The organism is Kribbella sp. NPDC004138, assembly GCF_053603655.1.
Genome location: NZ_JBSGFZ010000003.1, coordinates 196,768 through 222,667, shown reverse-complemented (window position 1 = coordinate 222,667; position 25,900 = coordinate 196,768). Strand labels below are relative to the sequence as shown.

The following is a 25,900-nucleotide window of genomic DNA, read 5'->3' as shown; positions in this document are numbered from 1 at the left end:
CGGTCGCAACTGGATCAAGAATGTCGGAGTGCATGTACCTGACGGGTTCTTCGACGCGCCAACGTCCGTCGCCACCGGCCTGATCGCTGCCGGGGCGGTCGGTTTCAGCCTTCAGCGCGCGAACCGCGAGCTCCGGGAGACCGGTCCGGCGCTGGCCGGGCTGACTGCGGCGTTCGTGTTCGCGGTGCAGATGGTGAACTTCCCGGTCGGCGCCGGCACCAGCGGTCACTTGCTCGGGGGAGCGCTGGCCGCCGCGCTGGTCGGGCCGTGGACCGCCGTACTGGTGATGTCCACGGTCCTGCTCGTCCAGGGGCTGTTGTTCGCGGACGGCGGGCTGACCGCGTTGGGTACGAACATCACGTTGATGGGGCTGATCACGGTCCTGGTCGGGTACTTCCTGACGAAGGCGCTGCTGAAGGTGATGCCGCGCCGGGCCGGCAGCGTCGTCCCCGCGGCGACCGTCGGCGCGTTGGTGTCGGTGCCCGTCGCGGCGCTGGCGTTCACCGGGCTGTACGCGATCGGCGGTGCGGTCGACATCCCGCTCGGCAAGCTCGCGACCGCGATGGTCGGGTGGCACATCCTGGTCGGGATCGGCGAGGCGGTGATCACCGCCGCCGTGCTCAGCGCTGTCGTCGCGACCCGGCCGGACCTGGTGTACGCCGCCCGGCACCTGCAGCAGGACCTCGTGCTCGTCGATGCCGACGGCAACACGTCGACCGTCTCCCCGGACCGTCCGATCGCGGCGAGGCCCGCGGGCCGGTCGCTCGGCGTCGGCATCGCGGTGACCCTGATGGTCGCCGGCGGTCTGAGTCTGTTCGCGAGCGCGCACCCGGACGGCCTGGAGTTCGTCGGGGCGAAGCTCGGGTTCGACAGCGCGGCCAAGAACTCGGCAGCCGCGAGCAGCCCGCTGGCCGATTACGGCGTCCACGGGATCGGCAACGCCCAGGTCTCCGGGGCGCTGGCCGGCATCATCGGCGTGCTGGTGACGATCGTCGTCGGCCTGGCGATCGCGAAACTGGCGTCGCTGCGAGCGAACAAGGCGTCATGAGCGGAGACGGCCTGCTCGTCGCGGTGGACAGCCCGATCCACCGTATCCCCGCGCAGGTGAAGCTGGTCGCGCTGTTCGTCTTCGTGCTCGCGGTCGTCTCCACCCCGGCGGCGATCTTCTGGGCGTTCGGCCTGTACGCCGCGATGCTCGTGGCGGCCGTGGTGGTGGCGAAGCTGCCGGCCCCGGTCGTGTCGCGGCGGCTCGCGGTGGAGACGCCGTTCATCATGTTCGCGTTGCTGCTGCCGTTCGTCGCCACCGGCCCGCGGATCGACATCCTCGGGCTGCACCTGTCGCAGTCGGGTGTGCTCGGCGCTTGGAACGTGCTGGCGAAGGGCACGCTCGGCGTGATCGCGGCGATCCTGCTGTCCGCGACGACAGCGCCGCGCGACCTGCTCGCCGGGCTCGAGCGCCTGCGACTGCCGGCGACGCTGGTGGCGATCCTGTCGTTCATGGTCCGCTACCTGAGCGTCGTGTCCGACGACCTGCACCGGATGCGGGTCGCCCGGGAATCCCGCGGTTACACGGGCGGCCGCGCCGGGCACCTGAAGGCGGTCGCCGGGGGAGTGGGCGCCCTGTTCGTCCGGAGCTTCGAGCGCGGCGAGCGCGTCCATCTGGCGATGCGGTCGCGCGGCTACACCGGACGGATGCCGCTGCTGAGCGTCGAGGGCGCGACCAGGAGCCAGTGGCTCGAGGGTCTGACGATCTCCCTGGCCGCGGTGGCGATCGCGGTCGCGGCTAGGGTGGTGGCCTTGTGAGCGGTCCAGCGATCCAGGTCGAGCAGCTGGTCTTCGCCTATCCCGACGGGCGGCAGGCGCTGTTCGGCGTCGACTTCACCGTGGAGCCTGGCGAGCGGGTCGCGCTGCTCGGCCCGAACGGCGCCGGCAAGACCACGCTCGTGCTGCATCTCAACGGCATCCTCGGGTCGGTCGCCGGCGGCACCGGCAGCGGCCGCATCCGGATCGGCGGCACCGGCATCCATCGCGAGCACCTGACCGCGATCCGGCGCAAGGTCGGTCTGGTCTTCCAGGACCCGGACGACCAGTTGTTCATGCCGACGGTCCGCGACGACGTCGCCTTCGGCCCTGCGAATCTGGGCCTGCGCGGTTCCGAGCTCGACGATCGCGTCCAGGAAGCTCTGGTCCAGGTCGGCATGCAGGACCACGCCGATCTTGCTCCGCACCACCTGTCGTTCGGTCAGCGTCGCCGGGTCGCGGTTGCGACGGTGCTCGCGATGCGTCCCGAAGTACTGGTGCTGGACGAGCCGTCGAGCAACCTCGATCCGGCGGCCCGGCGCGAGCTCGCCGACATCCTCGCCGGGCTCGACGTCACCTTGCTGATGATCACGCACGACCTCCCGTACGCGCTCCAGCTGTGCGAGCGAAGCCTGCTGATGGACGGCGGCCGGATCGTCGCGGACGGCAAGACCCGCGACCTGCTCGGCGACGCCGGCCTGATGGCCGCGCACCGGCTCGAGCTGCCGTACGGTTTCAACCCCCTCTCCGTCCCCGGTCCGGAGCGTTCATGAAGATCACCGCGGTCACCGTCGAGGTCACGTCCGAGCCGAAGGCGCATCCGGTCCGCGACGCGATCCAGCTGCTCGACCGCGACGGTCTCACCCGGGTCCGGATCGACACCGACGAGGGGGTCAGCGGCGTGAGTACGACGTACTTCGGTCGCGTCGAGAGCTCACCGGCCGTGCTCGCAAAGATCGTCACCGAGCAGCTGGCGCCGGCGATCATCGGAGCGGACCCGACCGTGATCCGGGGCATCCGGCAGACGCTGCAGACGCTGACCGAGTACCAGGGCACAGCGGGCCTGTCGTCGTACGGGATCTCGGCGATCGACCAGGCGTTGTGGGACCTGCTCGGCAAGTCGCTCGACGTCCCGGTGTGGAAGTTGCTCGGCGCGCAGCGGACCGCGATCCCGGCGTACGCGATGGTCGGCTGGCTCGAGCTCGACGTCGCCGGTCTCGAGCGGGTGTCCGCACAGGCGATGGAGCAGGGGTTCCAGGGCGTGAAGATGAAGGTCGGCGGCGGCCCGCTGACCGAGGACGTGCGGCGGATCAGCGCGGTCCGGAACGTGATCGGCCCGGACGCGCCGCTGATGGTCGACGCGAACCAGGCCTTCGGGTACGCCGAGGCGCTGCGGCGCGGCCGGGTCTACGAGGAGCTGGACTGCCGGTGGTTCGAGGAACCGCTGCCGGCCGGGGACACCGACGGTCATGTCCGGCTGGCCGAGAAGCTCGACATCCCGATCGCGACGGGCGAGAACCGGTACGGGCAAGCCGCGTTCAGGGACCTGATCGCGCGCGGCGGCGTCGGCGTCGTCCAGCCCGATCTGCGGCGAGCCGGCGGGCTGACGGACTGTCTCGAGATCGGGTTGCTGGCGGCCGGCTTCGGAGTGCCGTACGCGTCGCACGGCGGCGGAGCGCACATCCATGTCCTGGCGGCGCTGCCGAACACGATCTATGTGGAGAGCGGGCTGCTGCCTCCAGAGGTGCAGCTGGTCGACGGGTGCTACCCACTGCCGGCCGGAGCGGGCCTGTCGAGCTGGTGACGGTCACCGGGAATCCACGGTGAATTTGTTACCAAGCCCTTGTGTGTTACTCGCGGGTCAGTAACAGTGACGTTGAGTACTACTGTCGCCACTTCCCGCTCATGCAAAGGCGGTCCGCCCCCATGAAGTCAGTCGTCAGTCTGCTGTCCGCCGCGGCCCTCGGCGCGGCGATGCTCCTCAGCCCGGGTGTCGCGCACGCCGCGGCGCCGAACTACGTCGCGCTCGGCGACTCGTACGCCTCCGGTGTCGGGACCCGCACCTATATCGAGAGCAGCGGCTCTTGCCAGCGCTCGACGAAGGCGTACGCCTACATCGACGCCGGCCGGCTCGGCGCGAACCTGACGTTCGTCGCCTGCTCCGGCGCCAAGGTCGCCAACGTCACCTCGAGCCAGTTGCCGTCGGTCACCAGCTCGACCGACATCGTCTCCGTCCAGGTCGGTGGCAACGATGCCGGGTTCTCGTCGGTGATCACCGAATGCGCGAAACCCTCCTGGCTCGGTGACTGCAACAGCGCCGTGGCGAACGCGCAGTCGATCATCAACAACACCCTGCCCGGCCGGCTGAACACGCTCTACTCGTCGATCCGGAGCCGGGCGTCAGCGGCCAAGGTCGTCGTGGTCGGGTACCCGCGGCTGTTCAACGGCACCGACTGCAACGCCGGGACCTGGTTCAGCCCCGACGAGATGACCAAGCTGAACGCGACCGCCGATCTGCTGAACTCGCGGATCTCGTCGGCGGCCGGCGCGGCCGGTTTCACGTTCGTGAACCCGACCTCGAAGTTCATCGGCCACTCGGTGTGCGGCAGTCCGGAGTGGATCAACGGCCTGTCGAACCCGGTCAGCGAGTCCTACCACCCGAACGTCACCGGCCAGGCGGCCTACGCCGACCTCGTCCAGCCCGCCCTCTGACCAACTCCGACGTTTCCCTGGCTGACCAGGCAAATGCGGGGTTCTTCACCCTGGATCAGGGTGCAGAACCCCGCATTTCGCGGGTGAGCCAGGCAAATTGCCTTTCGAGATGCGGACACGGCCGGTTCGTGGTGTCATGCTGGGGTGGTGCGGAGGTCTGTGGACTGGCTACTGGCGGCCAGGATGCAGGCCAACTGCCTTGCGCGTCCGGTGAACGAGGCCGGCCCCGGAGGGGTGGCCGACGTCGTGCGCCGGACGGGGGGACTGCAGGCCCAGACCTGGCGAGGAGCGACGTACGCCGTCCGCGCCCGTTCGACGGCCACCACGCTCGCCGATGTGGTGCACGCTCAGGAGACCGAGCGCTCCGTGCTGCGCGGCTGGTTCATGCGCGGCACCATCCAGCTCGTGGCGATCGAGGACGCCGGCCCGTTGCTCGGTCTGCTCGGCCCGAAACTGATCAAGGACACCGAACGCCGGTACGGCGAACTCGGGCTGCCGGAGCGCGTCCGTGCGGAGGCGGCCGACGTCCTGGAGGAGTGGCTGCTCGCCCACGGACCGGGCAACCGCGCCGAACTGGCCGACGTACTGCTGCGGGCCGGGCTGATCGCGGAGCCGAAAGGGCAGGCGGTGTATGCCCTGATCCGCTACACGGGCCTGCTCGGACGGCTCTGCTACGGACCGGGCGAGACCTGGGTCGCGGTCCGTGACTGGCTCGGCAAACCACTGGTCCTCGACGGTGATCTTGAGGACCTCGCCCGCCGGTACCTGACCGCGTACGGCCCAGCCACGGCACGCGACTTCGCGACCTGGTCGGGTCTGCCGGTGCCGCTTGCCCGGCGAGCCGTCGAAGCGGTGGCCATGACCTCTTTCGAGGTCGGGACCACCCAGCTCAAAGGCCTCGACGACCTGCCCGGCTGTCAGGACGTACGGCTGCTGGGAGAGTTCGACGCGTACCTTCTCGGCTACCAGGACCGCCACGTCGACCTGCCGAAGTCCATCTTCCCGGGCGGCGGCATGCTCCGCCCGGCCGTGCTGAAGGCCGGCCGGCCGATCGGCACCTGGGAGCACGCCACCCTCCGGACTGACCTCTTCGAACCGGCCGACCTGACGCACGAACTCGCGGACATCGCCCGGTTCTCAGGCACCTGACACGTACCTGCGCAGGTGTTCCGCAGTCGTCGTCGGGCTGCTCTCGACCAGGTCCGCGGGCGTGCCGGTGAAGACCACCCGGCCGCCGTCGTGTCCGGCGCCCGGGCCGATGTCGATCAGCCAGTCGGCGTGCGCCATCACCGCCTGGTGGTGCTCGATGACGATGACCGTGTTGCCCTGGTCCACGAGGGTGTCGAGCATGCCGAGCAACTTGTCCACGTCCGCAAGATGCAGCCCGGTGGTCGGCTCGTCGAGGATGTACACCGACGCAGTCTTGCCCATGTTGATCGCCAGCTTGAGCCGCTGGCGTTCGCCTCCGGACAGTGTCGTCAACGGCTGCCCGAGCCCGATGTACCCGAGTCCGACCGTGGCGAGCCGGTCCAGGATCGTCCGCGCCGTACCGGTCGTGAAGAACTCCCGCGCCTCGGCGACCGTCATCCGCAGGACTTCGCTGATGTTCTTCCCGCGCAGGCGGTACTCGAGCACCTCGGCGGTGAATCGCGCCCCGTTGCAGTCCTCGCACACCGACGCGACCTCGGCCATCATCGCGAGATCGGTGTACACCAGCCCGATGCCTTTGCACGTCGGGCAGGCGCCGACGGAGTTCGCGCTGAACAGCCCGGGCTTCACCTTGTTCGCCTTGGCGAAGGCCGAGCGGATGGGATCCAGCAACCCTGTGTACGTCGCCGGATTGCTCCGCTTCGACCCGCGGATCGGCTCCTGCCCGGCGATGATCACACCGTCCCGCCCGGCCAGCGAGCCGTGGACGAGCGAGCTCTTCCCGGATCCCGCGACACCGGTCACCACGGTGAGGACGCCGAGCGGGATATCCACACTCACGTCGCGGAGATTGTGCAGTGTCGCGTGCGCGATCGAGAGCTTCCCGGTCGGCTGTCGTACGTCGTCGCGCACGTTCACCCGGTGGTCGAGATACTGCCCGGTCAGCGTGCCGGACGCGGTCAGGCCGGCCACGTCACCCGCGTAGCAGAGCCGCCCGCCTGCCAGGCCCGCGCCCGGGCCCAGATCGACGACGTGGTCGGCGATCCGGATCGTCTCCGGTTTGTGCTCGACGACCAGCACCGTGTTGCCCTTGCCCCGCAACTGCAGCAGCAGGTCGTTCATCTGCTGGATGTCGTGCGGATGCAGGCCGACCGTCGGCTCGTCGAAGACGTACGTGACGTCGCTCAGACTCGACCCGAGGTGCCGGACCAGCTTCACCCGCTGCGCCTCGCCGCCCGACAGCGTGGACGACTCGCGGTTCAGGCTCAGGTACCCCAGGCCGATCGTCACGAAGGACTCGAGCAACTCCCGCAGCCCCTCCAGCATCGGGCCGACCCCGGAATGTTTGATGCCGGCAACGAAATCGGCGAGATCGCTGATCTGCATCGCCGAGCACTCGCCGATCGTCCGCCCGTCGACGGTCACGCTCCGGGCCGCCGCGTTCAGCCGGACGCCGCCGCACTCGCCGCACGCCTCCTGCCGGATCGCGCGTTCGGCGAACGCCCGCGCGTGGCTCTGCATCGACTGCGGATCCTTGCTGAGGTACTGCCGTTTCAGCTTGGTGACGAGCCCCTCGAAGGTCAGATTGCTCTTCCCGACCCGGATCTTCATCGGCTCCTGGTAGAGGAACCGGTGCCACGCCTCGGGCGGGTAGTCCTTGAGCGGCAGGTCCGGGTCGAACAGACCCGACTGCGCCATCAGTTGCCAGTGCCAACTGTCGACCGAGAAGCCGGGCGCCTTGATCGGGCCCTGGTTGAGGCTCTTCTCGCGGTCGACCAGTTCGTCGAGGGTGAACTCGGTGGTCCGGCCGAGCCCTTCACAGACCGGGCACATGCCTTCGGCCCGGTTGAAGCTGAACACCGACGGGGGACCGGCGTACGGCGTCCCGGCGCGGCTGAAGAGCACGCGCAGCATCGTGTGGGCGTCAGTCGCCGTGCCGACGGTGGAGCGGGCGTTGGCGCCGATCCGTTCCTGGTCGACGATGATCGCCGCGGACAGGTTCCGCAGCGCGTCCACGTCCGGCCGGCCGAGGCTCGGCATGAAGTTCTGCACGAACGCGGTGTAGGTCTCGTTGATCAGCCGCTGGGACTCGGCGGCGATGGTGTCGAAGACGAGTGAGGACTTGCCGGAACCGGAGACCCCGGTGAAGACGGTGAGCCGGCGTTTGGGGATGTCGAGCGAGACGCCGCTGAGGTTGTTCTCGCGGGCGCCGCGCACCTGGATGACGTCATGACTGTCAGCAGGCAGCATCCTTCAATGGTCCCATTGAACCGCCCGTGCGAACTTTGAGTCGAGCCCCTCGCCGGAGCGTTGGAGAAAGTCTCAACGTCGCGGGGAAGGTTCGCGGGCCACCCGGGCGACCTCGTCGAGGAGTTCCTGGAGCTGGGCCGCGAGCCGCGTGCGGGCGGTGGGGGACAGGGACGCGACCAGTTCGGACTCCCGCGTGAGGACCTGGTCGACGGTCCGCTCGATCAGGTCGTGGCCGGCTGCGGTGAGGGTGACGACGACGGCACGACTCCCGTCGTCCGCGGTCCGCCGGGTGACCAGGCCGGCGTCCTCGGCGCGCGCGACCCGCTGCGAGATCGCCCCGGCGGTGACGAGCGTCCGGCGAGCCAGCTCACGCGTGCTCAGCTCGTACGGCGTGCCGGCGCGCCGCAGCACGCTGAGCAGATCGAGCGTCGCCGGGTCCACACCGGCGTCCGACAGCACGCGGCGGCGGTCGTCGGCGAACAGCTTGGCCAGCCGCCACAGCGGGGTGACGATCTCGATCGAGTCGGTCGGCGTACCGGGACGCTCGCGCTGCCAGGCACGTGCGATCTCGGCGGCGGGATACGCGCTGGGCGCGTCGAGAGGGTAGTTGTCGGCCACGAGACCCATGCTACGTTTAGGTCTAAACATTTAGGCCTAAACGTGAGGATTGTGTGATGAGGACGATCGTGGTGACCGGGGGAGCGACCGGGATCGGGCGGGCGACCGCGGAGCGGTTCCGGGCCGACGGCGACGACGTGGTGATCACCGGCCGGCGGGCCGACGTGCTCGAGAAGACCGCCGCGGATCTCGGCGCGCGGGCCGTGGTGTGCGACGCGACCGATCCGGCCCAGGTGCAGCGGCTGCTGGACGAGTTGCCCGAGCGGGTCGACGTCCTGGTCAACAACGCCGGCGGCAACACCGTCTTCGGCGGCGCCGACGGCGATCTCGCCCGGCTGAAGGCCGACTGGCTCGGCAACCTGGAGGCGAACCTGATCAGCGCGGTGCTCACGACGGCCGCGCTCGGGCCGCGACTGACCACCGCCGCCGTCCATCTGGGTTCGATCGCGGGTGCGCGCGGCGCGGGTTCGTACGGCGCGTCGAAGGCGGCACTGGCGATCTGGAACGCCGACGTCGCGGCCGAGCTCGGGCCGCGGGGGGTCACCTCGAACGTCGTCGCACCGGGTTTCACCGCCGGGACCGAGTTCTTCAAGGGCCGGCTGACCGGCGAGCGTCGCGAGACGTTGCTGCAGGCAACGTTGACCAAGCGCGAGGGCCAGGTCGCGGACATCGCCGGCACCATCCACTTCCTGGCCTCACCCGCCGCCCGGCACATCACCGCCCAGGTCCTGCACGTCAACGGCGGAGCACTGATCAGTCGCTGATGAGTGACAACGTGCGCCAGATGTGACAATGGGCGACATGCGTCCCACCGTCAAAGATGTCGCCAAGCTGGCCGGGGTGTCGCCGAAGACGGTGTCGAACGTGATCAACGGCGTCGTCTTCGTGCGCCCCGAGACCCGGGCGCGGGTGGAGAGTGCGCTGGCCGAGCTCGACTACGTGCCGAACATGAGCGCCCGCGGCCTGCGCAACGGGCGCTCCGGCATGATCGCGCTCGCGCTGCCCGACCTGCTCCGGCCGTACTCGGCGGAGATCGTCCACCTGGTCGTCGAGCTCGCCCACGAGCGCGGCTGGGGCGTGCAGATCGAGCAGACCGCGGCCGAGCCGAACCGTGAGTTCGAGCTGCTGTCGAAGGCGCGCGCGTACCTCGTGGACGGCCTGATCCTGAACCCGGTGAACCTCGACGACAGCGCGGTGACGTCCGCCGGTCCGCTGCCGCCGCTGGTCCTGATCGGCGACGTCGACCAGGACGTCGTCAGCCAGGTCGCGATCGACAACGTCGCGGCCGCGCGGGACATGACGAACCACCTGCTGGCGCAGGGATGCCGGCGGATCGTCGCCGTCGGTACGCCGGAGATCCCGCGCGGCTCGAGCGGCGCCGGCATGCTGGGCGGATCGGCCGAGTCGCCGGGGACGGCGGCGTCGCGGCTGCGGACCGCGGGTTATCGCGAGGCGCTCGAGCAGGCCGGCGTACCGCTCGATCCGGGGCTCGAGATCAGCCTCGACCGCTGGCGGCCCGAGGGCGCCGCGACCGTGGTGGGGAAGTACCTGACCGAGCACGAGTTGCCCGACGCGTTCTTCTGCTTCACCGACACCTTGGCGTCGGGGACCCTGGCGGCGCTATGGGGCGCGGGCATCGACGTACCGAGGCAGACGCTGGTCGCCGGGTTCGACAACATCCTCGACAGCCAGTTCATGATCCCGCCGCTGACCACGATCGACTTCGACCGGCGGGCGTTCGTCGCCGCCGCCCTCGACCTGCTCGCCGAGCGGATGGCGGACAAGACCGCACCGCCACGCAGGGTGATGATCCCGCACCGCGTTGTCGAGCGCGCCAGTACCGCACGATAACGGATACGTTTCCACAAAATCGCACATCGGAGTCTTGTGCCGGCCATTCTAACGATGTAATCATCGGTCCCGCCCCCGAAGGAGACCGAATGACTGCAGATTTCTCCCGGCGCAGCCTGCTGAAGACAGCGGCCGCGCTGGCCGGTGGCGGGTTGCTCGTCGGCTGCGCGCCCGGCGCGTCCCGCTCGACGGCCAACCTGAACTACTGGCACCTCTTGACCGGCGGTGACGGCACGGTGATGGCAGGCCTGGTGGACGCCGTCAATGCCGCGAACCTCGGCTTTCACACCACCCAGACCGTGCTGGCCTGGGGACCGCCGTACTACACGAAGCTCGCGATGGCATCCGCCGGCGGCCGCGCCCCGGACGTGGCGATCATGCACGCGTCGCGGATCGCGGGTTACGCGCCGGGCGGCCTGCTCGAGCCGTGGGACCTGGACCTGCTCGCCGAGGCCGGCCTGCGCGAGAGCGACTTCCCGGCCCGCGTCTGGGAGAAGTGCCAGTACGACGGGAAGCTGTACGCGATCGCGCTCGACACCCACCCGTTCGTGCTCTACTACAACACCGAGCACGCCGAGAAGGCCGGTGTCACCGAGGCGCTGCACACGCTGAAGAGCCCGGAGGAGTTCACCGAGGTCGCGACCAAGCTGCAAAACGTCACCGGCAAGCACGGCCTGTCGTACGGCTACCTCGGTGACGGCGCCCAGATGTGGCGGCTCTGGTACACGCTCTACAAGCAGACCGGCGCCGACATGACGCTGGTGCCCGGTCAGCCGGCCAAGGTGGACAAGGACGCCGCGGTCAAGACGCTCAGCTTCGTGCAGTCGTTGCTCAACGACACGATCGCCTCGCGCAGCGGCGACGGCGGCACGGCGACCAGCGAGTTCCTGCACGGCGAGAGCGGCATGTTCTTCGGCGGCGTCTGGGAGCTCCCGGTGCTGAAGGAGGCGAAGCTGCCCGTCGACGCGGTGCCGATCCCGACGATGTTCGGGACCCAGGCCGCGTACGCCGACTCGCACACGTTCGTGCTGCCGCGGCAGTCTAAGGTGTCGCCGGAACGCCGCAAGCACGTGTACACGATGGTCGCCCAACTGCTGAAGCGGTCGGTGAAGTGGGCCGGCGGCGGCCACATCCCGGCGTACCAGCCGGTCGCGACCAGCGCGGAGTACCAGGCGCTGAAGCCGCAGTCGAACTACGCGGGGATCCCGGGCTACGTGAACTACGACCCGGACGTGTGGTTCAGCGGTGCGGGCAGCGACTTCCAGAACTACTTCGCCGAGAACGTGCAGAACGTGTTCCTCGGCAGTGGTGACCCAGCGGCCGGGTTCGACGGCTTCGTCGCCCGGCTGAACAAGCTGCTCGACCGTCCGCAGCCGGTGTGAGAGAGGAGGCACAAATGTCTACTGCAATCGACACTCCGCCCGTTACGACGGAGGAGATCACCGCTCAGGGCAAGGCCCACGCGAAACGTGGCGAGACCCTGACGGGTTGGGCGTTCGCGGCGCCGTTCGCCGTACTGTTCGTGCTTTTCCTCGTGGTGCCGGCGATCTATGGCCTGTATCTCAGCTTCACCGGCGAGACGCTGACCGGTGCGGGCAGCGGACTGGTCGGCTTCTCCAACTACGCCGACGCGTTGCGCGACCCGGACATGTGGAAGTCGCTCGGGAACACGGTGTGGTTCACGGTGCTGAGCACGGTCCCACTCATCGTCTTGTCACTCGCGCTCGCACTGCTCGTGAACCTCGGGCTGCCGGGGCGCTGGTTGTGGCGGCTGTCGTTCTTCCTGCCGTACCTGCTCGCGTCCACCGTCGTGGTGATGTTCTGGAGCTGGATGTACAACCCGAAGCTCGGGCTGATCAACGCCGTGCTGGACAAGTTCGGCGCCGGACCCGTGGCGTGGCTGCAGGATCCGAAGGTGGCGATGATCTCGGTCGTGGTCACCACGCTGTGGTGGACGATCGGGTTCAACTTCCTGCTCTACCTGGCGGCGCTGCAGAACATTCCGGAGCAGCAGTTCGAGGCCGCGGCGCTCGACGGTGCGGGCAAGTGGCGGCAGCTCTTCTCGATCGTGATCCCGCAGCTCGCGCCGACCACGGCTTTGCTGGTGACGTTGCAGATCCTCGCGTCGCTGAAGGTGTTCGACCAGATCTACATGCTGACCAACGGCGGTCCGGCCGGGACGACGCGGTCGATCGTGCAGTACATCTACGAGTCCGGCTTCACCGGCTACCGGTTCGGCTACTCGTCGGCCATCTCGTACCTGTTCTTCGCGCTCATCGTCCTGGTGTCGCTGGCGCAGTACAAGCTGATCAACCGCAGGAGCGCCTCGTGAGCACCTACACCCTGAGTCGTGGGATCAAACAAACGCACAAGCCGGGCGAAAACCCCTGGAGCGTGTCCAGAATGGCCGCGCTGCTGGTGCTTGCGGTGCTGGCCGTAACCTGGCTGGTCCCGTTCGGCTGGGCCGTGCTCACGTCGCTGAAGAGCGAGGCGGACGCCGGGGCGTCGCAGATCACGCTGAACCCGCCGGACGGGCTCAGCTTCGAGGCCTACCGCAAGGTGCTGTCGGCCGGCGACATCCCGTCCTGGGCGTGGAACAGCCTGATCACGTCGGTGGCGATCACGCTGATCACGGTCGCGACGTCGGCGCTGGCGGGGTACGCGTTCTCGCGGGTGAACTTCAAGGGCAAGCGGCTGCTGTACGCCGCGATCATCGCGGCGATCATCATTCCGCCGCAGTTGCTGATCGTGCCGTTGTTCCGGCAGATGCTGGCGTTCAACCTGGTCGACACCTATTGGGGCATCATCCTGCCGCAGGCGTTCGCGCCCGCGATGGTGCTGATCCTCAAGCGGTTCTTCGACCAGATCCCCGTGGAGCTGGAGGATGCGGCCCGGGTCGACGGCGCGGGCAGGCTGCGGGTGTTCTGGTCCGTCGTACTGCCGTTGTCGCGGCCGATCCTCGCGGCGGTGGCGATCTTCGTGTTCATCGGTGCGTGGAACAACTTCCTCTGGCCGTTCATCGTGACCACGGACGCGGACCTGATGACGCTGCCCGTCGGCCTGCAGACCGTCAAGAGCGCCTACGGGTTGCAGTACGCGCAGAACATGGCGTCCGCGATCCTGGCCGCGCTGCCGCTGGTCGTGGTGTTCCTGTTCTTCCAGCGCCAGATCATCAAGGGCATCGCGACCACCGGCTTCGGTGGTCAGTAGGACGTTCCTGGACAGGAATTCCGGCACTCGGGATTCCGGTCACGATCCCTTGAAAAGGCCGTCACTCTCAGCAAGGGTTGCCTGATCACTTCCGCGTCGTTTCCGAGTGCGGGGAGGACGGGGGAGTGTGCGGTCGTGTGACGTGAACACGGCCGCATCCGCCGTCACTCGGGGGTAGTACACGATGAGAAGGGGGAAGTGTGTCAGCGATGAAAAGGCTCGCCGAGCAGCGCCGTGATGTGAGGAGTCACGGCGACGCAGGTCTCGGACGGGCCGCGGTCCAACCAGCGGTGTGTACCGGCATCCACGAGGTGACCTCGTCGATCCCGTCGGTGCGGCCGCGACGCGTGGCGATGCTCAGGCTGAGCAACGGAATGACGACCACGCTGCGACTCGGCGACGGTGCACAGGCGCCGGCGCCCGGCGCGACCGTACTCGTCCAGGGTGGCCGGGGCATGGGCGATCAGCCTGCCTCAGGTGGGGTCATCCTCGCGTCGAGGTGACCCGTCGGACGTGAACGGTCAGAGTCAGTGACTCGCCGGTCTCAGGTGTCAACGCCCAGCTGAGGCCGGCAAGTCCCTGGGACGGTCAGCTGTCCGCCGGATCGGTGAACTCCCGGATCTCGATGGGCGAGTAGGGCGCCTCCGGCAGCCGCCCGGCGATCTCGGTCGCGCGCTCCAGGCTGCAGTCCACGACGTAGTAGCCGGCCAGCACTTCCTTGGCCTCGGTGAACGGCCCGTCCGTCACCGTCGGTACGCCGTCCCGAACCCGGACCACTCGCGAGTTCGCGGTGGTCAGCGGCCGGTCGTCGATGTGCTCACCGCACGCCTTCAGTTCGTCGATGAGCTTGCCGTGCTGTTGCATCACCTGGTCGATGCCCACGGCCTGCAACGTGTCCCAGGTCTGTTCGTTCCCGTAGATCAGCAACATGTATTTCATCTGCTTGCCTCCATTCACCCGGGTACGTCGGAGCCCCGGACATCATCTCGACATCCGGGGCCCACGGTAGCGACTACCAGGTCGCACCGGCAGGAGCCCGCACGGTGGTGTTGAGGCGGTTGAAAAGGTTGGTGAGGCCGATCATCAGGATGATCGCCGACAGTTCCTTCTCGTCGAAGTGGTCGGCGGCTGCGTTCCAGATCTCGTCGGTGACCGCGGTCGGGTTGTCGGCCAGCCGGGTCGCGGCCTCGGCCATCTCGAGCGCGGCCCGCTCGGCGTCGGTGAACAGGTCGGAGTCGCGCCACGCGGCGACCTGGTGCAGCCGCTCGTCGGTCTCGCCGTTCTTCAGCGCCGACTTGACGCCGCCGAACACGCAGGGCGAGCAGCCGTTGATCTGGCTGGCCCGCAGGTGCACGAGTTCGAGCGTCTTGCCGTCGGCGCCGGACTGCCCGATCGCCTTGTAGATGTTCTGGATGCCCTTGGTGGCGTCGGGCAGGACCATAGCGGGGTTGGTCATCCGTGCGTGCATGATCGCTTCTCCATCAGTTGGTTGCTTTCACTGTCTTGACGGATGCTGCGCGGCGGATGTGACAGCGAACCGCAGATCTCTTTCCAGCCGGGTCTCCACCGGTACGGCGGGATCGGAGTACTGACCTGTCAGGCAGATCGGTCCGCGGTAGCGGAGCTGGCGGAGCGTCGCGAACATGGCCGCCCAGTCGGACAGCCCGTCCTCGGCCTCGACGAAGTTCGTCTTCCAAGCCCCGTCGGTGCGGACGTAGTGGGCGTTCTTCAGGTTCACGATCCCGAGCCGATCCGCACCGAGTTCGAGGGTGACCGCGGGATGGTCGCCGGCGAGCGCGTCGTGCGCTGCGTCCCATACCAGCTTGAACCGTTCGGGCAGCCCGTCGAGCAACTGCAGCACGCCCAGCGTCGACGACACGTACCGTCCGTGGTGCGGTTGTACGCCGACCTGTACGTCGTACCGCTCGGTCAGGGCGACGGCCTGCTCGAGCAGCTCGCGGTTGTGGCGCACGGAGGCGGCGTACCCGTCGGGACCGAGGTCGGCCAGGATCCGGATCATCGGCACGCCGGCCTCCGCGCAGGCGGCGAACACCGGCTCTGACAGGTCGCTCGCGACGCTGATCGGTTCGATGCCCTCGGCCCGTAACTGGGCGGTGAACTTCGGCAGCTCCGCCTCGGCGCTCGCCGGCGTGACGTACGCGGCGTCCCGGACCGGAACCTCGGCGCCGGCGAACCCGAGACCGGAGACCAGCCGGCCGAGCTCGTCACCCGGCAGCCCGATCCAGGGCTTGGTGAAGACGGACCACAGATACGACATCAACGGCCTCCCAGGCCACTCATGGTGATTCCACGGACGAACCAGCGTTGGGTGAGGAAGAACAGAACGATCAGGGGGATGGTGGTGACGGTGGCGGCCATCAGCAGCAGGTTCCACTGGGTCCCGTTGGTGTCCTGGAACACCTGCAGGCCGACCGACGCGGTTCGGGTGGCGTCGCTGTTGGAGATCACCAACGGCCACAGAAGGTTGTTCCACTGCCCGATGAACTTGAACACCGCCAGGGTCGCGATCGCCGGCACCGCGAGCGGCACGATCACCCGGACGAACGCCTGCCACCGGTTCGCGCCGTCCAGCCGCGCGGCCTCCTCGTAGTCGCGCGGGATGCCGAGGAAGAACTGCCGGAGCAGGAACACCCCGATCGCGGTGAACGCGTGCGGCAGGATCATGCCCGGCCAGGTGTCGATGCCGTGCAGCTTCGCGACCAGCACGAACTGCGGGATCAGCGTCACCTGCGACGGGATCATCAGCGTCGCGAGATAGATGCCGAAAAGCCAGCTGCGGCCGGGGAAGTCGAGGCGTGCGAACGCGTACGCCGCGAGCGCCGCGGTGACGGTTTCGAGCAGCGTCGTACCGGCGGCGAAGTAGATGGTGTTCAGCAGGTACTTGCCGAGCGGGACCAGGTCGAACGCGCGGGTCAGGTTCTCCGGGTGCCAGCTGGTCGGCCAGAACGACGGCTTCGCGGCCATCGACTCGCCGTCGGACTGGAACGCGACGAGCACCATCATCACGACCGGGATCAGCGTGACGCCGGTGACCAGGAAGCAGGTGAAGACGACCAACTTACGCCGGATCTCAGTTGTCATGATGCACCAGCCTCCGCTGGAACAGGAACTGGCCCGCGGTGATGATCACGATGAACGCGAACAGGACGAGCGACTGCGCCGCGGCGTACCCCTGGTCGTAGTTCTCGAAGCCGGTCCGGTAGATGTACATGACGAGGGTGGTGGTGCGGGTGCCCGGGCCGCCGTTCGTCATGATCAGCGCCTGGTCGAAGACCTGGAACGAGCCGATGACGGACGTGACGACGACGAAGAACAGCGCAGGGGAGAGCATCGGCAGGGTGATGTGCCGCAAGCTCTTCCACGGCGACGTACCGTCGACACGGCCCGCCTCGTAGAGCTGTTGCGGGATCGCCTGGAGGCCGGCCAGGAACACGACCATGCCGAAGCCGAAGCTCTTCCAGACGCTCATCAGGATCAGCGCCGGCATCGCCCAGGTGTCGGAGATCAGCCACGCAGGGCCGTTGATGCCGAACCATCCGAGCACGGCGTTCACCAGGCCGTCGTGCGGGATGTAGAGCCAGATCCAGACGAACGCGACCGCTACCGTGATCGTTGCGTACGGCAAGAGCAGGAGGCTCCGGAAGACAGCGATCCGCTGCAGGCCCTGGTTCAGCAGGAGTGCGAGCAGCAGGCTGACGAGGATGGTCAACGGAACGCTGACCAGGGTGAAGTACGCCGTACTGCCGAGAGCGGACCAGAACGTCGGGTCAGGTCCGAGCCGGGCGAAGTTGTGCAGGCCGGCCCAGGTCGGTGCGCTGAACAGGTTCCAGTTCAGCAGCGAGATGACGCCGGCGGCGACGACCGGCCCGGCGGTGAAGATCAGGAAGCCGATCAGGCTGGGCAGGATGAACAGCCAGGCAGTGAGCGCTTCCCGGCTGCGCCATCGCGGCGTGGGCGACTGCCGGGCCGGTGTCGGAGTGGCAGTGACAGGTGCGGTGTCTGCCGTGGAGATGGCCATGGTGATCACCCCTTCCTGGCAGTGGCTTGGCGGACGGTGTCGAGATGCTGACGCATCAGTACGTCGAGCCGCGGCGTCAGACCGGCGATGGCGTCCGGGACGGTGACCTGGCCGAGGAACGTCCGTGGAAGATCCTGACCGAGCAGCTGTTTGACCTGGTTCCAGTTCGTGGTGACGTCGAACGCGTGCCCGCCCGCGACCTTGCCCGCCAGGATGTCCTGGACGATCCCGAGGTTGTCGGGCGGCGGCTGGAACGCGCTGCCGGCACTGAGCCGGGCCGGGTTGTTGCGGCCGGCCTTCGCATAGATGTCGAGCGCGCCGGTGCTGGTGAGCGTCTTGAGCAGCTTCCACGCGAGGTCGAGCTCGCTGCTGCCCTCGCGCACCCCCGATGGAATCGCGAAGCTGGAACCCGAGACCCGCGGTGTGCTGCCTCCTGCGCCGGCCGGGAACGGGATGATGTCCCAGTCGAACTTCGCCTTCCGGGCGTTCACGACCTGCCACGGCCCGTTCTGCATGAATGCGACGTTGCCCTGCATGAAGTTGGACAGTGAGCTCTCGTTGACCAGGTTCTTGATCGGCGGCGTCACCTTGTCCTTGACGAACAGGTCGATGACGAATTGCAGCGCCTCCATCGCCTCGGCGTCGCCGAGAGCGCTGCGGCTCGCGTCGGCGCTCATCACATTGCCGCCGGCACAGTAGATCCAGGACACCAGGTCGTCGATGGCCGGCGCGCAGGTGAAGCCGTACTGCTCACCGGGTTTCGTCAGCTGCTTGGTGAGGTCGCGGAACGTGGCCCAGGACATCGGCTCGGTCCTGGACGGTAGCGGGATGCCCTGCTCGTTCAGCAGGTCCTTGTTGTAGTACATGACGGTCGGCGCGACGTCGAAGCCGATCGCGTAGGTCTTGCCGTTGAAGCTGGAGATCTTCCGGCTGGTGTCGTAGAAGTCGTCGAGCTCGAAGTCGGAGTCGGCCTCGATCAGGTCGTCGAGCGGCCGGTGCGCGCCGCGGGCGGCGTACGTCGGGATCAGCGTGCCGTTGAGCGCGGTGACCAGGCTCGCGGTGCCGCTGACGAGTTGCAGGTCGAGCTTGGTCGGGTAGCCGCTGGACGGGGTCAGCGTGGCGACCGACTGCACGCCGAGCTGGTGCTCGACGTATTTGCCGAAGTCCTCCCACACCTTCTTCTCGGCGGCGCTGCTCGACCACATCGCCCAGGTCGCCGTGCCGGACGGCGGGCCGGACGAGCAGCCGGCCGCGAGCCCGAGGCCGGCCAGGCCGCTGACTTGCAGGAAGCCGCGGCGGGACAGCTTGTTCATGGTTCTCCTCACCGGTAGAGCAGGTCGATCGACTCGGCGCGGATGCGCTCCTCGTCGACCTCGACGCCCAGTCCAGGGGCGGTGGGGACCGTCGCGACGGCCTTGGTGATGTTCAGCCCCTCGACGTACAGATCGGTCAGCAGCTCCGGCCCGTTGAGCTCGGCGGGCAGGGCGAGCTCGAGCTGACTGAACACGTGCAGGGCGGCGGCGAACGCGACGCCGCAGTCGGTCAGACCGCTGGCGAGCAGTTCCACGCCGCCTGCCAGCGCGGTCTGGGCGGTCTTCAGCGCGTTCCGCAGACCGCCCGACTTGCAGATCTTGATCACCACGAGATCCGCGGCGTCCAGGCGGATCGCCCGGGCCAGGTCCGGGGCGGAGAAGCTGCCTTCGTCGATCGCGACCGGCAGGTCGATCAGCTCACGGACGCGTTGCATCGCGAGTGTGTCGGTGCTCGGCACGGGCTGCTCGACGCAGTGGATCGTCCGGATGTGCTTGATCCGGTCGTGCAGCTGCTTGAGGGCACTCGGGCGGTACGACTGGTTGGCGTCGAGCCACAGCGGCTTGCCGTCGGCAACCTCCGCCACGGTCTCGATCGCCGCGGTGTCGGCGTCCAGGTCACCACCGATCTTGACCTTGTACGCCGCATAGTCCGACGACTCGACGGCGTGTTCGCGGACCGCGTCCTGGTCGCCGACCCCGATCGCCGAGCAGAGCGGGATCTCGTCGTACACCTTGCCGCCGAGCAGCGCGTACACGGGAACGCCGGCGAGCTTGCCCGCCGCGTCGTGCATGGCGACGTCGACGGCCGCGCGGGCGAACGGAAAGCCGTTCGAGACGGCGGGGCTGAGGCGCTTGGCGGCACGCTGGTGGAACAGCTCGACGTCGAACGGGGTGAGCTCGCTCAGGATCGGGGCGAGGTGGCGGCGGATGACGACCGCCATCGTCTCGGCGGTCTCGTAGCTCCAGCTGGGCAGTGCGCGCTGCTCACCCCAGCCGACCACGCCGTCCTCGGTGGTCAGCTTGACGAAGATCACCGCGCCGGCCTGGTCCGGGGCCGCGTCCGGCGCGCCGACCGCGCCGCTGCCCAGCACGAACCGGCGGGCGAAGGGCACGGCGACCGGGAACACCTCGACCTGGGTGATGCGGGACATGGGCAGTCCTTTCACGCGGCGATCGACCAGAGCGTGGGGTCCACGAAGCTCGGCCCGCGGCTGCCGTCTTCGAGCCACTTGAGGGCGTCGCGGATCACGTAGCCCGCGAGAGCGAGGTGGCCTTCGGCGGTGTCGCCCGCGATATGCGGGGTGAGCAGCAGGTTGGGGGACGCCAGCGTTTCCGCGTCGAACGACGGGGGCTCGGGGTCGTAGACGTCCAGGGCCGCAGAGATCCGCCCGGCGAGTGCGTGGTCGAGCAGGGCCTGCTGGTCGGCTGCCGGGCCGCGCGACGAGTTGACCACGACCGCGCCGTCGGGCAGGTTCTCGATCAATTCGCGGGAGATCATGCCTTGTGTCTCGGGCACGTTCGGGACGTGGATCGACACGAAGGTGCTCGCTGCCGCCTCGGGGAGTTCGGCCAGGCGTACGCCGAGGTCGGCGGCGCGCTCGGCGCTCAGGTACGGGTCGTAGACGACGACGTCGCAGCTGAACGGCGCGAGCAAGCTGATCAGCGCTCGCGCCGTACTGCTCGCGCCGATGATGCCGACCTTCGCGCCGGCCAGTTCGTGACCGCGGAATGCGGTCTGCTTCCAGCCGCCGCTGCGGATCGCTCCGTCGAACCTCGGCAGCCGCCGGGCGAGGGTGAGCATCGACGCCAGGCAGTACTCGCCGACCGACCAGGCGATCCGAGGACCCGCCGAGAACACCCCGACGCCCTGATCGAGGATCACAGGTTCGATGAGGTTCTTCACCGTGCCGGCCGCGTGCGCCACCACCTTCGGGCCGTTGCCGTCCGCCCACAGCTCCTTGCTCAGGTGCGGCGTACCCCAGCTGGTCAGCAGTACGTCGGCGCCTTCGGCGAGGCCCGGTACGGCGTCCGGGGCGAGCGCCGGAGGCTTCGCGGGCGACCCGGGCCCGGCGGTGTGGTCGGCAGTCGCCCAGACCACCTCGAACCGCTCTTCCAGCAACTGTCGAGTGCACGCGTCGACGACATCCGTCGCACGGTCCGGGGACATCAGGGCGGCAAGTCTGGGCGCAGGATTCGGCACCGTGAGTACTCCTTCAACTCGAGGTAGCCACGACGGTAGGCGCTTTCCGTTATGCAGGTCCAAACCCATTTACGTATGGACCGATACCGTGCTTGCATGGCGACCATGGACTTGTCGCTGCAACAGCTCCGCGGGTTCGTCGCGGTCGCCGAGGAGCTGCACTACGGGCGTGCCGCGCAGCGCCTCAACCTGACCCAGCCGCCGCTGACCCGGCAGATCCAGGGCCTCGAACGCACGCTCGACGTCCGCCTGTTCGACCGCACCGGCCGCGGCGTCCGCCTGACCGCGGCCGGGGGAGTCTTCCTCGAGCACGCCCGCCGGGTGCTGGCGCTGCTGGAAGTCGCGCCCGAGGCGACCCGCCGCGCCGCGGACGGCACCACCGGGACGCTGCGGCTCGCGTTCACCGCGATCGGCGCGTACGCCGTACTCGCCGATTTCCTGACCATGGTCGGGAAACGGACGCCCGGGGTGACGGCGGAGCTGACCGAGCTGGTGAGTCCGGCCCAGTTCGAGGCGCTGGCGAACCTGGAGATCGACCTCGGGCTGGTGCGGCCGCCGATCCCGGCGCAGTTCGAGTCGCTGCTGGTGCACTCCGAGGACCTGGTGCTCGCCGCACCGGCCGCGCATCCGCTGGCCGGCGGCGACCGTCCGGTGTCGCTGGTGGACGTGACCGACGACTACATCGGGTACAGCCCGGAGGGATCGCAGTACCTGCACGACATCTGCGCGGCGATGATCGGAATGGACCGGTACGCCGTCAGCCAGCTCGCGTCGCAGGTGCCGACGATGCTGGCCCTCGTCCGCGCCGGCCTGGGGTGTGCGTTGATCCCGCGCTCGATCATGGCGATGGGCGTCGACGGCGTCCGGTACCGGGAGCTGGATGCGGCCGACGCGCACTCGGTGACGTTGCACGCCTGCTGGAGCCCCGACAACCCGAACCCCGCGTTGCAGCGGCTTGCGGAGTCGTTGCGCGCCGATCCGCACTTGACTTAGAGCGAGCTCTAATTCGTAGGCTCGAACCCATGAGTGGACAACACAAGATCGGCTCGGGTTTCGGGCACGACAGCACCGCGGACGAGGTCCTGGCCGGGATCGACCTGACCGGCAAGCTGGCGATCGTCACCGGCGGGTATTCCGGCCTCGGCCTGGAAACCACCAAGGCGCTCGCCCGCGCGGGCGCCCATGTCGTCGTGCCGGCCCGACGTCCGGACGCGGCGCGGGAGATTCTCGGCGACCTCGCCGAAGTCGACGAACTGGACCTCGGCTCGCTGGACAGCGTCGAGGCGTTCGCCGGGCGGTTCCTCGCGTCGGGCCGTCCGGTCGACATCGTGATCGACAACGCGGCGATCATGGCCAGCCCGGAGACCCGGGTCGGGCCGGGCTGGGAGGCGCAGTTCGCGACCAACCACCTCGGGCACTTCGCGCTGGTGAACCGGCTGTGGCCGGCGATCGCGGCGGACGGCGGCGGCCGCGTCGTGTCGGTGTCGTCGACCGGGCACCGGCGGTCGGACATCCGGTGGGACGACCTGGAGTTCCGGCTCGGGTACGACAAGTGGGAGGCGTACGGGCAGGCGAAGACCGCGAACGTGCTGTTCGCCGTCCAGCTCGATGCCCTCGGCAAAGACTTCGGTGTGCGGGCGTTCGCGCTGCACCCGGGCGGCATCCTCACGCCGCTGCAGCGGCACCTGACCCGTGAGGAGATGGTCGGCTACGGCTGGATCGACGAGGACGGCAACCCGTTGAACCCCGGCTTCAAGAGTCCCGAGCAGGGCGCGGCGACGCAGGTGTGGGCGGCGACGTCACCCCAGCTCGACGGGATCGGCGGCGTGTTCCTGGAGGACTGCGAGGTCGCCGAGGTGTCGACCGACGACACGCCCGGCGTGCGGCCGTACGCGATCGATCCCCGGTCGGCCGAGCGGCTCTGGACCGTCTCGGCGGAGCTCACCGGAGTGAACGCGTTCGGCTAGTCTGTGGTCGTCGAAGGGGATCGGTGGCTGTTTCTTCATTCGAGCTCGATGGGATCGTCGAGCGGTTGCGGGCGTCCGGGTGTGTGTTCGCCGAGGACGAGGCGGCGTTGATCGCCGGGTCCGCACGGGACGCGGCCGAGCTGCACGCGCTGGTCGAGCAGCGGGTCGCCGGACAGCCGTTGGAGTACGTCGTGGGCTGGGCATCGTTCCGCGGGCTGCGCATCGCCGTCGATCCCGGCGTGTTCATCCCGCGCCGGCGGACCGAGTTCCTGGTCGGTGAGGCGCTGCGGGTGACTGTCGCGGGTTCGATCGTGGTGGACCTGTGCTGTGGTGCCGGGGCACTGGGCGCAGCGGTGGCGGCCGAGCGCGAGGTGTCGTTGTACGCCGCCGACATCGAGCCGGCCGCGGTGCAGTGCGCTCGGCGGAACCTGCCGCCTGAATGCGTCTATGAGGGTGATCTGTTCGACGCGCTGCCGGTGCGGCTGCGCGGGCAGGTCGACGTACTGCTGGCGAACGTTCCGTATGTGCCGACGGACGAGATCCGGTTGCTGCCGTCGGAAGCGCGGCTGTATGAGCCGCACGTGACGCTGGACGGTGGTGCGGACGGTCTGGCTGTCTTGCGTCGGGTGGCTGCCGGCGCCGCGGAGTGGTTGGTGCCCGGCGGTCACCTCTTCGTCGAGGTGAGTGAGAGTCAGGCTCCGACGGCGCGTGCGGTGCTGGTTTCGGCGGGGCTCGTCGCCGAGGTCGTCACGGACGACGACCTCGGCGCGAACGTCGTGCACGGGATCAGACCCGCCGCTGGACGTGCAGGAGATACTCCCGGCGGTTGAGCGGGTCGTGGTCGGTGCGCGGGCGCTCCGGGATCGGACCGGTCACCGGCTGGTAGCGCTCGAACGCCGACTCCAGGACGCCCTCGCCGCGGGTGAGAGCGGGCAACTGCTGCTCGAGCTCGTACACCGCGGCCGCGGGGATTTCTCCCTCCAGGGTTGAGGTTTCCGCGGCCAGCGCCGGCACCTGGGGGATCGCCCGGAGCCGGGCGAGTGCCGCCAGTACGGCGCGGGTCGTGTCGGTCGGGATGTCCAGCCGGAAGCGGTGCATCGGCTCCTGCACCGTCGTACCGGCCTGCTGGAGGGCGGTCATCAGCACCAGCGGCGTGAGGAACCGGAAGTCACCGGCCGTGCTGGACATGCTCTTGTCGAACACGGCGTGGGCGTGACTCTGGCGGGCGGAGTATCCCGAGTGCGTCATCACGACGCGGGCGTCGGGGATCTGCCAGCCGTGGATCCCCTGGTGCAGGGTTTCGCGGACGGTTTCCTCGACGGCCTTGATGAACGCGTACGGCATCGAGCCGAGTTCGACTTCGAGCTCGAAGCTGACGCCGGCGTTCACGGGCGCCGGTTCGACGCGGAGCCCGACGGTGGCGAGGAACGGGTTCGCGTCCTTCTTGTTGAACTCGACCGCCGTGCCCGTCCCGTCGATCCGCTCGACGCAGATCGTCGTCGTCTCCCGGAAGTCCACCTCGATGCCGAAGTCGGTGGCCAGCGTGGATTCGATGACCTCCTTCTGCACCTCGCCGTACAGCGAGACGTAGGTTTCCTGCCGCAGGTCGTCCTGGCGGAGGTTGATCAGCGGGTCCTGCTCGGCGAGCTGGGTGAGCGCGACGCGCAGGTTGCCCTTGTCGGACGGCTTCCGCGGCGTGACGACCGTTTCGAGCGTCGGCGGGGCGAACGCGTGGGCGTTGCGTCGCTCCGTGGTGGGCGTGGTCCGCGGATCGGTCACGGCGTCGCCGATCCGGATGTCGGCGAGCCCCCAGAAACGCCCGATCCGGCCGGCGCGGATCGTGCTCGCGGGGCCTTCGCCGACGACCTCGAGCGCGGTGATCTTGCCGTCGGTGCCGCCGTACCGGACCCGCTCGCGCACGTGCGCGGCGCCCGAGAACATCCGCACGTACGCGATCTTCTCGCCGGCCGGTCCGCGCTCGACCTTGAACACGGTGCCGTCGAGCGGCTCGCCGTCGGTGCGGGCGCGGGGGAGCAGCTCCCGGATCCCGTCGGTGAGGTCCTCCGTGCCGGCGCCGGTGATCGCCGACCCGAAGTACACCGGGTGGACGATCGCCCGGTGTGTCTGTGCGGCGAGTGCCTTGTCCAGGGACAGCGGCTCGTTGTCGACGTACCGCGCGAGGAGCTCGTCGTCGTGCCGGGTGAGGACCTCCAGGAGCGTGTCCTCCTGGACGATGGGCTTGAACGTCGCCTCGTGGGTGCCGAGGTGTGCCGCTTCGCCCATCGGGACGATGTCGCAGGTGAGCTTGGCGGCGATCTGCCGCAGTACGCCGTCGTACTGCGCGCCGGGCCGGTCGAGCTTGTTCACGAAGATCAGGGTCGAGATGCGCAGGCGTTGCAGGGTGCGCATGAGGACGCGGGTCTGCGCCTGTACCCCCTCCACCGCGGAGACGACCAGGACCGCGCCGTCGAGCACGCTCAGAGCACGCTCCACCTCGGCGATGAAGTCCGGGTGTCCCGGGGTGTCGATCAGGTTGACGGTGAGATCGCCCAGCGCGAACGAGGCGACCGCCGTCTTGATCGTGATCCCCCGCTGCCGCTCGAGCGCGAGCGAGTCGGTCTGGGTGTTCCCGTCATCGACACTGCCGACCTCGTCGATGACCCCGGCGGCGTAGAGCAGCCGCTCGGTCAGGCTGGTCTTCCCGGCGTCAACATGCGCCAGAATCCCAAGGTTCAGTACTTCCACGCAGCTTCATGTCCTTCGAACAGGTGTCAGTGGTCTCCGCGACAGA

Annotated in this window: 26 protein-coding genes; 15 read left to right on the top strand and 11 right to left on the bottom strand. The window is 68.7% G+C overall.

Annotated features, from left to right (window positions below; genetic code table 11):
- Positions 1-28 precede the first annotated feature (28 nt).
- The 6 genes from ACWEOO_RS05275 (at position 29) to ACWEOO_RS05250 (ending at position 5,661) form a co-directional block, all read left to right on the top strand.
- Positions 29-1,048, top strand: coding sequence for an energy-coupling factor ABC transporter permease (locus ACWEOO_RS05275; RefSeq protein WP_452141899.1), 1,020 nt, complete (start codon positions 29-31; stop codon positions 1,046-1,048).
- A complete protein-coding gene (gene cbiQ / locus ACWEOO_RS05270) occupies positions 1,045-1,803 on the top strand; it encodes a cobalt ECF transporter T component CbiQ (protein WP_452141898.1) in 759 nt (252 codons plus the stop codon). The genes ACWEOO_RS05275 and cbiQ overlap by 4 nt, the downstream gene beginning before the upstream one ends.
- Positions 1,800-2,573 carry an energy-coupling factor ABC transporter ATP-binding protein gene (locus ACWEOO_RS05265; RefSeq protein WP_452141897.1) on the top strand — a complete coding sequence of 258 codons (774 nt, stop codon included), beginning with the start codon at positions 1,800-1,802 and terminating at the stop codon, positions 2,571-2,573. Before cbiQ ends, ACWEOO_RS05265 begins: the two co-directional genes overlap by 4 nt.
- The gene (locus ACWEOO_RS05260) at positions 2,570-3,604 is read left to right on the top strand and encodes a mandelate racemase/muconate lactonizing enzyme family protein (RefSeq protein WP_452141896.1); all 1,035 of its coding nucleotides are present in this window, start codon (positions 2,570-2,572) and stop codon (positions 3,602-3,604) included. The genes ACWEOO_RS05265 and ACWEOO_RS05260 overlap by 4 nt, the downstream gene beginning before the upstream one ends.
- Before the next feature lie 122 nt (positions 3,605-3,726).
- Complete coding sequence (locus ACWEOO_RS05255) at positions 3,727-4,512, top strand: SGNH/GDSL hydrolase family protein (protein ID WP_359928047.1); 786 nt, start codon at positions 3,727-3,729, stop codon at positions 4,510-4,512.
- Positions 4,513-4,659: 147 nt separating this feature from the next.
- Positions 4,660-5,661: a winged helix DNA-binding domain-containing protein gene (locus ACWEOO_RS05250; RefSeq protein ID WP_452141895.1), complete on the top strand. Its 1,002-nt coding sequence runs from the start codon at positions 4,660-4,662 to the stop codon at positions 5,659-5,661.
- Here ACWEOO_RS05250 and ACWEOO_RS05245 read toward each other — a convergent pair.
- On the bottom strand, positions 5,650-7,911 hold the full coding sequence (locus tag ACWEOO_RS05245) for an ATP-binding cassette domain-containing protein (RefSeq protein WP_452141894.1): 2,262 nt from the start codon (positions 7,909-7,911) through the stop codon (positions 5,650-5,652). The genes ACWEOO_RS05250 and ACWEOO_RS05245 overlap by 12 nt on opposite strands.
- Positions 7,912-7,983: 72 nt before the next feature.
- On the bottom strand, positions 7,984-8,529 hold the full coding sequence (locus ACWEOO_RS05240) for a MarR family winged helix-turn-helix transcriptional regulator (protein WP_452141893.1): 546 nt from the start codon (positions 8,527-8,529) through the stop codon (positions 7,984-7,986).
- Positions 8,530-8,585: 56 nt separating this feature from the next.
- On the opposite strand from ACWEOO_RS05240, the gene ACWEOO_RS05235 reads away from it, so the two are divergent.
- The 6 genes from ACWEOO_RS05235 to ACWEOO_RS05210 all read left to right on the top strand — a co-directional run bounded on the left by ACWEOO_RS05235 (position 8,586) and on the right by ACWEOO_RS05210 (position 14,093).
- On the top strand, positions 8,586-9,293 hold the full coding sequence (locus ACWEOO_RS05235) for an SDR family NAD(P)-dependent oxidoreductase (protein ID WP_452141892.1): 708 nt from the start codon (positions 8,586-8,588) through the stop codon (positions 9,291-9,293).
- Positions 9,294-9,330: 37 nt separating this feature from the next.
- Positions 9,331-10,380: a LacI family DNA-binding transcriptional regulator gene (locus ACWEOO_RS05230; RefSeq protein ID WP_452141891.1), complete on the top strand. Its 1,050-nt coding sequence runs from the start codon at positions 9,331-9,333 to the stop codon at positions 10,378-10,380.
- A gap of 89 nt (positions 10,381-10,469) precedes the next feature.
- Positions 10,470-11,762, top strand: coding sequence for an extracellular solute-binding protein (locus ACWEOO_RS05225; RefSeq protein WP_452141890.1), 1,293 nt, complete (start codon positions 10,470-10,472; stop codon positions 11,760-11,762).
- 14 nt (positions 11,763-11,776) lie between these two features.
- Positions 11,777-12,712, top strand: coding sequence for a carbohydrate ABC transporter permease (locus ACWEOO_RS05220; RefSeq protein WP_452141889.1), 936 nt, complete (start codon positions 11,777-11,779; stop codon positions 12,710-12,712).
- 71 nt (positions 12,713-12,783) lie between these two features.
- Complete coding sequence (locus ACWEOO_RS05215) at positions 12,784-13,590, top strand: carbohydrate ABC transporter permease (RefSeq protein ID WP_452141888.1); 807 nt, start codon at positions 12,784-12,786, stop codon at positions 13,588-13,590.
- A 209-nt stretch (positions 13,591-13,799) separates the two neighbouring features.
- A complete protein-coding gene (locus ACWEOO_RS05210) occupies positions 13,800-14,093 on the top strand; it encodes a hypothetical protein (protein ID WP_452141887.1) in 294 nt (97 codons plus the stop codon).
- Positions 14,094-14,178: 85 nt separating this feature from the next.
- On the opposite strand, the gene ACWEOO_RS05205 is transcribed toward ACWEOO_RS05210, so the two are convergent.
- The 8 genes from ACWEOO_RS05205 to ACWEOO_RS05170 all read right to left on the bottom strand — a co-directional run bounded on the left by ACWEOO_RS05205 (position 14,179) and on the right by ACWEOO_RS05170 (position 21,142).
- The gene (locus tag ACWEOO_RS05205) at positions 14,179-14,529 is read right to left on the bottom strand and encodes a YciI family protein (RefSeq protein ID WP_452141886.1); all 351 of its coding nucleotides are present in this window, start codon (positions 14,527-14,529) and stop codon (positions 14,179-14,181) included.
- 73 nt (positions 14,530-14,602) lie between these two features.
- Entirely contained in the window at positions 14,603-15,046 is a 444-nt protein-coding gene (locus tag ACWEOO_RS05200) for a carboxymuconolactone decarboxylase family protein (protein WP_363716107.1), read from the bottom strand.
- Positions 15,047-15,085: 39 nt separating this feature from the next.
- Positions 15,086-15,868 (bottom strand): sugar phosphate isomerase/epimerase family protein, encoded by a 783-nt coding sequence (locus ACWEOO_RS05195; protein ID WP_452141885.1) that lies wholly within the window; start codon positions 15,866-15,868, stop codon positions 15,086-15,088.
- Complete coding sequence (locus tag ACWEOO_RS05190) at positions 15,868-16,692, bottom strand: carbohydrate ABC transporter permease (RefSeq protein ID WP_452141884.1); 825 nt, start codon at positions 16,690-16,692, stop codon at positions 15,868-15,870. The genes ACWEOO_RS05195 and ACWEOO_RS05190 overlap by 1 nt, the downstream gene beginning before the upstream one ends.
- Positions 16,682-17,629: a carbohydrate ABC transporter permease gene (locus ACWEOO_RS05185; RefSeq protein ID WP_452141883.1), complete on the bottom strand. Its 948-nt coding sequence runs from the start codon at positions 17,627-17,629 to the stop codon at positions 16,682-16,684. The genes ACWEOO_RS05190 and ACWEOO_RS05185 overlap by 11 nt, the downstream gene beginning before the upstream one ends.
- A gap of 5 nt (positions 17,630-17,634) precedes the next feature.
- Entirely contained in the window at positions 17,635-18,942 is a 1,308-nt protein-coding gene (locus tag ACWEOO_RS05180) for an ABC transporter substrate-binding protein (protein ID WP_452141882.1), read from the bottom strand.
- Positions 18,943-18,950: 8 nt separating this feature from the next.
- A complete protein-coding gene (locus tag ACWEOO_RS05175; protein ID WP_452141881.1) occupies positions 18,951-20,093 on the bottom strand; it encodes a mandelate racemase/muconate lactonizing enzyme family protein in 1,143 nt (380 codons plus the stop codon).
- Between the two features lie 11 nt (positions 20,094-20,104).
- Complete coding sequence (locus ACWEOO_RS05170) at positions 20,105-21,142, bottom strand: hydroxyacid dehydrogenase (protein WP_452141880.1); 1,038 nt, start codon at positions 21,140-21,142, stop codon at positions 20,105-20,107.
- A 96-nt stretch (positions 21,143-21,238) separates the two neighbouring features.
- Here ACWEOO_RS05170 and ACWEOO_RS05165 point away from each other — a divergent pair, with 96 nt between their 5' ends.
- From ACWEOO_RS05165 to ACWEOO_RS05155, 3 genes are read left to right on the top strand one after another with little or no spacing between them, the layout of a single operon-like run.
- Positions 21,239-22,135 carry a LysR family transcriptional regulator gene (locus tag ACWEOO_RS05165; RefSeq protein ID WP_452141879.1) on the top strand — a complete coding sequence of 299 codons (897 nt, stop codon included), beginning with the start codon at positions 21,239-21,241 and terminating at the stop codon, positions 22,133-22,135.
- Positions 22,136-22,164: 29 nt separating this feature from the next.
- Positions 22,165-23,109, top strand: coding sequence for an SDR family NAD(P)-dependent oxidoreductase (locus ACWEOO_RS05160; protein WP_452141878.1), 945 nt, complete (start codon positions 22,165-22,167; stop codon positions 23,107-23,109).
- Between the two features lie 23 nt (positions 23,110-23,132).
- Entirely contained in the window at positions 23,133-23,939 is an 807-nt protein-coding gene (locus ACWEOO_RS05155; protein ID WP_452141877.1) for a putative protein N(5)-glutamine methyltransferase, read from the top strand.
- Here the strand turns inward: ACWEOO_RS05155 and ACWEOO_RS05150 are convergent.
- Complete coding sequence (locus ACWEOO_RS05150; RefSeq protein ID WP_452141876.1) at positions 23,896-25,854, bottom strand: GTP-binding protein; 1,959 nt, start codon at positions 25,852-25,854, stop codon at positions 23,896-23,898. The two genes, ACWEOO_RS05155 and ACWEOO_RS05150, sit on opposite strands and share 44 nt — an antisense overlap.
- Positions 25,855-25,900 lie beyond the last annotated feature (46 nt).

Bases quoted from the DNA above. Each gene is read 5' to 3' on its own strand.
- ACWEOO_RS05195 (WP_452141885.1), bottom strand. From the start codon at position 15,868: ATGTCGTATCTGTGGTCCGTCTTCACCAAGCCCTGGATCGGGCTGCCG.
- ACWEOO_RS05180 (WP_452141882.1), bottom strand. From the start codon at position 18,942: ATGAACAAGCTGTCCCGCCGCGGCTTCCTGCAAGTCAGCGGCCTGGCC.
- ACWEOO_RS05245 (WP_452141894.1), bottom strand. From the start codon at position 7,911: ATGCTGCCTGCTGACAGTCATGACGTCATCCAGGTGCGCGGCGCCCGC.
- ACWEOO_RS05185 (WP_452141883.1), bottom strand. From the start codon at position 17,629: ATGGCCATCTCCACGGCAGACACCGCACCTGTCACTGCCACTCCGACA.
- ACWEOO_RS05165 (WP_452141879.1), top strand. From the start codon at position 21,239: ATGGCGACCATGGACTTGTCGCTGCAACAGCTCCGCGGGTTCGTCGCG.
- ACWEOO_RS05235 (WP_452141892.1), top strand. From the start codon at position 8,586: ATGAGGACGATCGTGGTGACCGGGGGAGCGACCGGGATCGGGCGGGCG.
- ACWEOO_RS05255 (WP_359928047.1), top strand. From the start codon at position 3,727: ATGAAGTCAGTCGTCAGTCTGCTGTCCGCCGCGGCCCTCGGCGCGGCG.
- ACWEOO_RS05190 (WP_452141884.1), bottom strand. From the start codon at position 16,692: ATGACAACTGAGATCCGGCGTAAGTTGGTCGTCTTCACCTGCTTCCTG.
- ACWEOO_RS05220 (WP_452141889.1), top strand. From the start codon at position 11,777: ATGTCTACTGCAATCGACACTCCGCCCGTTACGACGGAGGAGATCACC.
- ACWEOO_RS05210 (WP_452141887.1), top strand. From the start codon at position 13,800: ATGAAAAGGCTCGCCGAGCAGCGCCGTGATGTGAGGAGTCACGGCGAC.
- ACWEOO_RS05160 (WP_452141878.1), top strand. From the start codon at position 22,165: ATGAGTGGACAACACAAGATCGGCTCGGGTTTCGGGCACGACAGCACC.
- ACWEOO_RS05175 (WP_452141881.1), bottom strand. From the start codon at position 20,093: ATGTCCCGCATCACCCAGGTCGAGGTGTTCCCGGTCGCCGTGCCCTTC.
- ACWEOO_RS05230 (WP_452141891.1), top strand. From the start codon at position 9,331: ATGCGTCCCACCGTCAAAGATGTCGCCAAGCTGGCCGGGGTGTCGCCG.
- ACWEOO_RS05200 (WP_363716107.1), bottom strand. From the start codon at position 15,046: ATGACCAACCCCGCTATGGTCCTGCCCGACGCCACCAAGGGCATCCAG.
- ACWEOO_RS05215 (WP_452141888.1), top strand. From the start codon at position 12,784: ATGGCCGCGCTGCTGGTGCTTGCGGTGCTGGCCGTAACCTGGCTGGTC.
- ACWEOO_RS05260 (WP_452141896.1), top strand. From the start codon at position 2,570: ATGAAGATCACCGCGGTCACCGTCGAGGTCACGTCCGAGCCGAAGGCG.
- ACWEOO_RS05225 (WP_452141890.1), top strand. From the start codon at position 10,470: ATGACTGCAGATTTCTCCCGGCGCAGCCTGCTGAAGACAGCGGCCGCG.
- cbiQ (WP_452141898.1), top strand. From the start codon at position 1,045: ATGAGCGGAGACGGCCTGCTCGTCGCGGTGGACAGCCCGATCCACCGT.
- ACWEOO_RS05205 (WP_452141886.1), bottom strand. From the start codon at position 14,529: ATGAAATACATGTTGCTGATCTACGGGAACGAACAGACCTGGGACACG.